The organism is Gemmatimonas sp. (genome assembly GCF_046594945.1).
GTDB lineage: Bacteria > Gemmatimonadota > Gemmatimonadetes > Gemmatimonadales > Gemmatimonadaceae > Gemmatimonas.
Genome location: NZ_JBKJRB010000029.1, coordinates 1 through 6363, shown reverse-complemented (window position 1 = coordinate 6363; position 6363 = coordinate 1). Strand labels below are relative to the sequence as shown.

At 67.9% G+C, this 6363-nt stretch carries 4 protein-coding genes and 1 pseudogene; 3 read left to right on the top strand and 2 right to left on the bottom strand.

Annotation, left to right across the window (positions count from 1 at the left end; all coding sequences use genetic code 11):
- Positions 1–441, top strand: a pseudogene (locus ACLL97_RS03745) (hypothetical protein); the annotation flags it as partial.
- A gap of 13 nt (positions 442–454) precedes the next feature.
- Here ACLL97_RS03745 and ACLL97_RS03740 read toward each other — a convergent pair.
- Together ACLL97_RS03740 and chrA are read right to left on the bottom strand one after the other, a co-directional pair.
- The gene (locus ACLL97_RS03740) at positions 455–1300 is read right to left on the bottom strand and encodes a D-amino acid aminotransferase (protein WP_411279134.1); all 846 of its coding nucleotides are present in this window, start codon (positions 1298–1300) and stop codon (positions 455–457) included.
- A 37-nt stretch (positions 1301–1337) separates the two neighbouring features.
- Positions 1338–2516, bottom strand: coding sequence for a chromate efflux transporter (gene chrA / locus ACLL97_RS03735; RefSeq protein ID WP_411279133.1), 1179 nt, complete (start codon positions 2514–2516; stop codon positions 1338–1340).
- Positions 2517–2608: 92 nt separating this feature from the next.
- On the opposite strand from chrA, the gene ACLL97_RS03730 reads away from it, so the two are divergent.
- On the top strand, positions 2609–5896 hold the full coding sequence (locus tag ACLL97_RS03730; protein ID WP_411279132.1) for an Eco57I restriction-modification methylase domain-containing protein: 3288 nt from the start codon (positions 2609–2611) through the stop codon (positions 5894–5896).
- On the top strand, positions 5893–6363 hold a 471-nt coding region (locus ACLL97_RS03725; protein ID WP_411279131.1), incomplete at its 3' end, for an SNF2-related protein. The genes ACLL97_RS03730 and ACLL97_RS03725, both read left to right, overlap by 4 nt.

The following is a 6363-nucleotide window of genomic DNA, read 5'->3' as shown; positions in this document are numbered from 1 at the left end:
CGCGTCTCGCTGGCGCTGGGGATCAACCAGCTCAGCACGCGGATGTACGATGGCCTGGGCAGTCTCGTGAAAGGCTGGGGGAAGAACATGTATGCCGGCGGACGCCACGCGATGTGGTGGGGGGCGGTGGGCCAGCGACTCTACCCGCTCTTTCTGCTGTCGTTTCCGCTGGGCGTGCTGATGCCGTTCGTGATGCTGGCGTGGTGCACGGCGTCCGTGGTCGCGGGCAGTGCGGTTGGTACCGGCCTGCTGCTCTGGAGCGCCGTTACCAGTGCGGCGGTGCTCACGTCGTTTGCCGCCGCGAACCGGATCAATGGCGATCCGATACGCCGCGCGCTGCTGGCGCCGTTGGGCGGAGCAATTGTGCTGGCGATTTGTGTCGCCGCGATTGCACGTGGCAACAACGTGCGATGGAAAGACAGGGGGTACGTCGCCCAGTAGCGCGCGGGGCCGGTCAGCGCGTGAGTCGATCGGCGCGCGCAATGTAGGCGGCGCGCAACCGCTGCGTGACGGGGCCGGGCTCCCCACCGCGCATGGTGTCATCGTCGATCGCGGTAACCGGTAGGATGAAGCTCGTAGCGCTACTCATGAAGCACTCACCGGCCGCCTTTGCCTGCGCAACCGTGAAAGCGCGCTCTCGCACCGGCACACCGGATGCGTGTGCAAGTTCGAGCACAACATCGCGTGTGATGCCCGCCAGGATGTCGTTCGCGAGCGGACGCGTCTGCACGACGCCGTCGTTCACGATCCACAGGTTGCTGGAGCCGCCTTCGGTCACGAGGCCATCGACGTGCATCATCGCTTCGAATGCCCCGCCCGCGCGCGCCGACTGCTTGGCGAGCACCTGCGCCAGCATGCTGGTGCTCTTGATGTCACACCGCGTCCAACGCATGTCGGGCACCGAGAGCAACCGCACACCAGATGCGTTCGCATCAGCCCGCAGCGACTTTGCCCGGGCGTAGGCGAACATCGTGGGCGTCGCGTTCACAGGGAACGGGAAATCGCGTTCGGCAACGCCACGCGTGACCTGCAGATATACGAGTCCTTCGTCGATACCATTCTGCGTGGCCAACTGCTGCATCACATCGAGCCATGTCGCGGCCGACTGCGTGTGGGGAATAGCGATGGCCGCCAGTGAGCGCGCCAAACGCACCAGGTGCCGGTCGGCGTCGAGCAGCCGCCCGTTCAAGACCGCCGCGACTTCGTAGACGCCGTCGCCGAACAGCAGGCCGCGGTCAAAGATAGAGACCGACGCGTCCCGTTCCGCGCAAAAGGATCCGTTGAGCCAGCAGACGGGCATGGGAAGTCGTGCGATGAGAAAAAGAGTACGCGAACAATCAGACGAGCGTGCGCAGCAGACCGAAGCATCCGCCGGCGAGCAGCACCCACCCACTGCCCACGCGCGTGAACATGAGTATGGCCGCGGCCACGCCTAAGATAGTCAAGGCGGCCGGATCAGGCGCGATCTGGCGCACCATCACCAGCACGACCGACGCCATGAGGGCCAGTGAGGCCGCGTTCACGCCGTCGAGCGCCGTCGACCAGCGCCGAGTGCTGCGCGCTCGCACGACGTACGGTGCGGTGAGGGCGACGCCCGCGAACGCCGGGAGAAAGATGCCGGCGGTCGCGGCGGCGGCGCCGGCGTGCCCGGCAATCAGGTAGCCCACGAATGTGGCGGCCGAGAACACGGGCCCTGGCGTGACCTGTCCCACCGCAATGGCATCGAGAAGCTGCGCGTCGGTGAGCACGGCGTGACGTAGTACGAACTCGCCGCGCAGAAAAGTAAGCAGGACGTAGCCACTGCCGAACAGCACACTGCCGATCTTGGCGAACGCCAGAAAAACCGACGGCGCGTTCATCGTGGTTGCGACGGCACCGACGGCACCGACGGCACCGACGGCGCCAAACGCGGCGAGCTTACGATGCCCCGGGCCAGAGTCCGTCTCATCGCGCACCGTCGCGCGCGCGATCACGAGCGAAACGAGGATGGCGGCGACCAGCACCGTGATCTCGGACACGCCCGCCAACACCGCGACCAAGCTTCCCAATGCCAGCGCCGCGGCCCAGCGCGACCGCACCAGACTGGCGCGCAATCGCCAGAGTGCTTGCACGACGACCGCCAGCACGACCGGCTGCAGCCCGGCCAGCATCGCCGACACATTCACCCGCGTGTCGTTGCGCACGTACACCATGGCGAGCCCCCACACCAACAGCACAGCCGGCACGATGAAGCAGACGCCGGCGGCCACCAGCCCCGGCCACCCGGCGCGACGATAGCCGATGTGAATCGCGAGTTCGGTGGAATTGGGACCCGGAATGAGGTTGGCCGCGCCGACCAGGTCGACGAACTCGTCGCGGCTGAGCCATTGCCGACGGTTCACAAGCTCGTCTTCCATCGCGGCGATGTGCGCCGCCGGCCCACCGAAGGAGGTAAGCCCGAGCCGCGCGAACACACGCGCCACCTCGACCCAGGCGCGGGGGTCGGAGCGTGGCGACAAGGCGATCGAAACGGGCATGTTGCAAGGTGCTCTGACCGCGTGCGCTCCGAAAGCACCGCCGGCATACTTCGGGTGACACTCCTGGGGCCACCTGCACCCACTGTGGCCGCGTGCTCACACTCCGCGCCGCCGCCCAACTGCTCGCGCAGGCCGACTCCCGCCTGTCGCTGCGACCGATTGCCCAGGCCATGGGCTTCACTGCAACTCCCACCACGCTCTCCGCAGACGGACGCGAACGCCTGCACATCGAGGCGCTCACGAGCAGCGCCGACCTCGTGCGCGGCCCGGGCACGCTGCGACTGCTCTGCGCCGAACTCGCGCCGCCGACCGATCTCGCCACAGCCAGCGATCCGCGCGAACTCACCAAACGGTTGGCCGCCACCCTGCTGCGCCAAGCCCCGGCGCGCCTCTGGTGCCTCATTACACTTGACGCGCGTTCGCGCACCCTCTGCATCGCCACGGTCGGCTCGCACAGCAGCGGTCCGCGCGTGGCCGCCCTGCGTATCGATCGTAGTCGCGTGGTGGACTCCGATGCTGACACGCTGCGCGCGCTCGCCGCCGTTCCGGAGCAGGCGGCCCTGCTGCGCCACGCGCGATTCACCGACATCTTACGGCGCGAAGCGCTCTCCAATCGGTTCTACGGGATCCTCGAGCGCGCTGTCACGACGCTCGCCACCGATGTGAATGGTCAGGCCGCGAGCGCCACATCGCCCGTCGAACGGCGCGAGCTCGCCTTGCTCTGCACTAGCCGCTGTCTCTTTCTGGCGTTTCTGGAAGCGAAGGGCTGGCTCGATCATCGCCTCGATTTTCTCCTGCATCACACCACCGCGCAGCTCGAGCTTGGCGGACAGCTGCATCATCGGCTGTTGCGCCCGCTGTTTTTCGGTACGCTCAACACGCCGCGCCGCGATCGTGCCCCCGCCGCGCGTCGCTTCGGGGCCGTCCCGTTTCTCAACGGCGGCCTGTTTTCCCCGACGCCCCTCGAGAAGCGGCACCGCACGCTGCAATTCAGCGACGATGCCATTGCCCATCTCGTGGGCACGGTCCTCGACCGACACCGTTTCACCGCCCACGAAGATTCCGCCAGCTGGTCCGAAGTCGCGGTCGACCCGGAAATGCTTGGTCGTGCCTTCGAATCGCTCATGGCCACCGACGAGCGTCGACGCTCGGGCTCGTTCTACACGCCACCGGCACTGGTCGAACAGGTGGTCCGCGACGCCCTGTTCACCGCCCTCCCCGACCTCCCTCCCGATGCCCTCGACGACACCAGTGAGCCGCTCGTGCTCACCCCCGCCACTACCGATGCCCTGCACCGTCTGCGCATTCTCGATCCGGCCTGCGGATCGGGCGCGTTCCTGGTGCACACGCTCGAACGCCTCAGCACACTGCACCGACGCACACAGCGGCTCTCAGGTTCGCCAGCCGCCGACGCGCATCGCATCCGACGACAGCTCCTCACGCACTGCATCTTCGGCGTCGATCGCAATCCGGTCGCCGTCTGGCTCTGCGAACTGCGGCTCTGGCTATCGGTGGTCATCGAATGTTCGGAAACCGATATCACCCGCGTGCCGCCGCTGCCCAATCTGGATCATCACATTCGCGTCGGCGATTCCCTTGCCGGCGGAAATTTCCGATTCGCGCCACCCAGCGCCCGCACGCTGACGGCGCTGCGCGAGCGCTACACCCGCGCGACCGGGCCGCGCAAACAGTCCATCGCGATTGCCCTCCAGCGCGAAGAGCGACAACGCGCGATGGCCGAACTCTCCACGCGACGCGATGCACTCCGCGCTGATCGCGTTGCCTTGCTCAGTGCACTCCGCGCGCGCGATCTCTTCGGTCAGCGACGTACGCCCACCCGCGCTGATCACCTCAAGCTCGACGCCATCCGCGCACACTGTCGCGAACTCTCCGCCGCCCGATCCAAACTGGCCGACGGCGGCGCGCTGCCGTTCCGCTTCGTCACCTACTTCGCCGACGTTGCCGCCACCGGTGGTTTCGACGTGCTCATCGGCAATCCGCCATGGGTGCGGCCGCACGCGCTCGCGCCACGCGATCGCGAGCAGTTGCGTCGGGAGTTCCGCAGCATGCGCGCCGCCACCTGGCACGCCGGTGCCGCTCGCGCCGGCGCCGGCGTGGGCTTCGCCTCGCAGCCGGACCTCTCGGTCGCCTTCATCGAACGCAGCCTCGAACTGCTCGCGCCGGGTGGCACGCTCGCCCTGCTCGTACCCGCCAAGCTGTGGCGTTCCCTTTCGGGCGGCGGCATCCGTCGCACAATCGCCCAGTACGCCACCGTGCGTACGATCCGCGACTGGAGTGACGCCCCCGCCATGTTCGATGCCGCCACCTATCCGTCGCTGCTGGTGGCCCGCAAACACGCCGGCACCGACGTCTCACCGCACACGCCGACATCCGCGCCCACTGACATCGATGTCACCATCAGCACGGCACTCGGCGAACGTCACTTTCCGGTTCCCATGGCACGACTCGCCCTCGACGGCGACGCCGCCGCCCCGTGGATCCTCCTCCCGCCACCCGCCCACGCGGCCTTCGAACGGCTCCGCGCCGCCGGCCCCGCACTCGGTGACTCCCCCATCGGACGCCCGCTACTTGGCGTGAAGTGCGGCTGTAATGCCGCCTTCCTCGTGCACGCGCAGGAACACGACGACGACTCCGCCACCGTGGTCGCGTCGGACAACCCCGCGCCAGGCACCGCACCCGTACCGCGATCGGCCATCATCGAACGCCGACTGCTGCGCCCCGCGCTGCGCGGGGAAGGCATTATCGCACGGTCGCCGATCGCAGGCCCCACCAAGGCAGGCGAAGAACTGCGCATTCTGTGGACCCACGGTCCGGATGGTCTCCCGCTACGCACGCTGCCGCCCGCCACCACGCGATGGCTCGCGCACTGGCGCCCACGCCTCGAAAGCCGGTGCGATGCCCGCGCCCGCATGCCCTGGTGGACGCTATTCCGCACCGAAGCCGCCCGCGCCGACACGCCGCGCGTGGTCTGGGCCGACATCGGCAAACGACTGCGCACCCGCGTGCTCGATGCCGGCGATCCCACCGTGCCGCTCAATAGCTGCTACGTGGTGCGAACCGCGTCACTCGACGACGCCTACGCACTTGACGCGCTGCTCAACTCCACCATTGCCGCCGCCTGGCTCGACGTGCTCGCTGAACCCGCCCGCGGTGGCTTTCGCCGATTCCTTGGCTGGACCGTGGCTGCTCTACCCGTGCCCCACGATTGGCTGCGCGCCCGCACCCTGCTCGCGCCGGTCGGACAACGACTCGCGAAGCACGAGCACGTTCCAATCAACGAGCACGATCTCGCGGTCGCCGATGCCTACGACGTTCCGCTTCGCCAACTCACCCCATTGCTCGACTGGTACACGCCATGACGTGCTCTCCCCACGACGCGAGCCACGTCCAGGCTCGGCTCGCCACCGCCCTCATCGCACCGCCACCGCCCGCCGAACTCGGTGATGTCACGCTGCTCCCTCACCAGCGTGACGCAGTCGCACGCATTCACACGGCGATGCGCAAGCATCACGGCGCCCTCCTCGCCGATGACGTGGGCCTGGGCAAAACGTACACCGCGCTTGCCGTGGCCGGTGCGTACCAACAGGTGCACATCATTGCACCGGCCGCCCTGCAAACCATGTGGCGCACCGCGATCACTCACGCCCACCTGCCGCACATACGACTGCACTCCGTGCACGGCTTTTCCCGCCACGACGGCGCCCATCACGCAACGGCTGCCGGCACCGTTCGACAAGAAGTGGTACGCGAGCGAGCGCCGCTGCGAACACTCGTCATTATCGACGAAGCGCATTACCTGCGCACACGGCGCACCGCGCGCTATGCC